Origin of the sequence: Geodermatophilus telluris, assembly GCF_900102745.1 — a bacterium.
GTDB lineage: Bacteria > Actinomycetota > Actinomycetes > Mycobacteriales > Geodermatophilaceae > Geodermatophilus > Geodermatophilus telluris.
Genome location: NZ_FMZF01000011.1, coordinates 1 through 1,951, shown reverse-complemented (window position 1 = coordinate 1,951; position 1,951 = coordinate 1). Strand labels below are relative to the sequence as shown.

The 1,951-nt window shown below is 59.7% G+C and carries 2 rRNA genes; both read left to right on the top strand.

The annotated features are described in order from the left end of the window. Positions 1-1,706 (top strand): 23S ribosomal RNA (locus BLQ97_RS22795); the annotation flags it as partial. A 121-nt stretch (positions 1,707-1,827) separates the two neighbouring features. Further along, positions 1,828-1,944, top strand: a 5S ribosomal RNA gene (gene rrf, locus BLQ97_RS22790). The last annotated feature ends 7 nt before the right edge of the window (positions 1,945-1,951 follow it).

Sequence of the window (1,951 nt, the reverse complement as noted above, 5' to 3'; positions counted from 1 at the left end):
CCCCGCCGGAAGACCAAGGGTTCCTGGGCCAGGCTAATCCGCCCAGGGTGAGTCGGGACCTAAGGCGAGGCCGACAGGCGTAGTCGATGGACAACGGGTTGATATTCCCGTACCCGCGAAGGAACGCCCATGCTCAGGCCAGGGATGCTGACCCACCGAAACCGCTCCGTCTCCTTTGGGAGGTGGGGTGGGAGTAGCTGGGGACCCGAACTGGTAGTAGGCAAGCGATGGGGTGACGCAGGAAGGTAGTCGGGCCGGTGAGTGGTAGTACCGGTGCAAGGGTGTGGCCCGTGCCATAGGTAAATCCGTGGCACATGTGGGTGAGGCCTGACGCATAGCCGAATGAGGCGAATCCGATGATCCTATGCTGCCGAGAAAAGCCTCTAGCGAGTTCCGAGCGGCCCGTACCCCAAACCAACTCAGGTGGTCAGGTAGAGAATACCGAGGCGATCGAGCGAACTGTGGTTAAGGAACTCGGCAAAATGCCCCCGTAACTTCGGGAGAAGGGGGACCCTCGCCCGTCAACCGCCTCGCGCGGGGCAGCGGAGGGGGGTCGCAGAGACCAGTGAGAAGCGACTGTTTACTAAAAACACAGGTCCGTGCGAAGTCGTAAGACGATGTATACGGACTGACGCCTGCCCGGTGCTGGAACGTTAAGGGGACGGGTTAGCCGCAAGGCGAAGCTCAGAACTCAAGCGCCAGTAAACGGCGGTGGTAACTATAACCATCCTAAGGTAGCGAAATTCCTTGTCGGGTAAGTTCCGACCTGCACGAATGGCGTAACGACTTCTCAGCTGTCTCAACCACAGGCTCGGCGAAATTGCACTACGAGTAAAGATGCTCGTTACGCGCGGCAGGACGGAAAGACCCCGGGACCTTCACTACAGCTTGATATTGGTGTTCGGTTCGGCTTGTGTAGGATAGGTGGGAGACGTGGAAGCGGGCACGCCAGTGTTCGTGGAGTCGCCGTTGAAATACCACTCTGGTCGAATTGGATGTCTAACCTGGGTCCGTGATCCGGATCAGGAACAGTGTCAGGTGGGTAGTTTAACTGGGGCGGTTGCCTCCCAAAGAGTAACGGAGGCGCCCAAAGGTTCCCTCAGCCTGGTTGGCAATCAGGTGTCGAGTGCAAGTGCACAAGGGAGCTTGACTGTGAGACCGACGGGTCGAGCAGGAGCGAAAGCTGGGACTAGTGACCCGGCACCGGCATGTGGAAGCGGTGTCGCTCAACGGATAAAAGGTACCCCGGGGATAACAGGCTGATCTTCCCCAAGAGTCCATATCGACGGGATGGTTTGGCACCTCGATGTCGGCTCGTCGCATCCTGGGGCTGGAGTAGGTCCCAAGGGTTGGGCTGTTCGCCCATTAAAGCGGTACGCGAGCTGGGTTTAGAACGTCGTGAGACAGTTCGGTCCCTATCCGCCGTGCGCGTAAGAGACTTGAGAAGAGCTGTCCCTAGTACGAGAGGACCGGGACGGACGAACCTCTGGTGTGCCAGTTGTACCGCCAGGTGCACTGCTGGTTGGCTACGTTCGGCAGGGATAACCGCTGAAAGCATCTAAGCGGGAAGCTCGCTTCGAGATGAGGTCTCTCACCGGGTTCAACCGGGTAAGGCCCCCGCCCAGACCAGCGGGTTGATAGGCCGGAAGTGGAAGCACCGCGAGGTGTGGAGCTGACCGGTACTAACAGGCCGAGGGCTTGACCACACATCCCCACCCGTCAAGCAACCAAGAAGAAGTCTCGCGTCCACTGTGCGGTTCTGAACGCACCCAACCCACCCTCCGAGCAGGCCTCGGCGGGGCCGGTGTGGGTACATGTTCACAGTGTTACGGCGGTCATGGCGAGAGGGAAACGCCCGGTCCCATTCCGAACCCGGAAGCTAAGCCTCTCAGCGCCGATGGTACTGCCCCGGGAACGGGGTGGGAGAGTAGGACACCGCCGGACAACCATT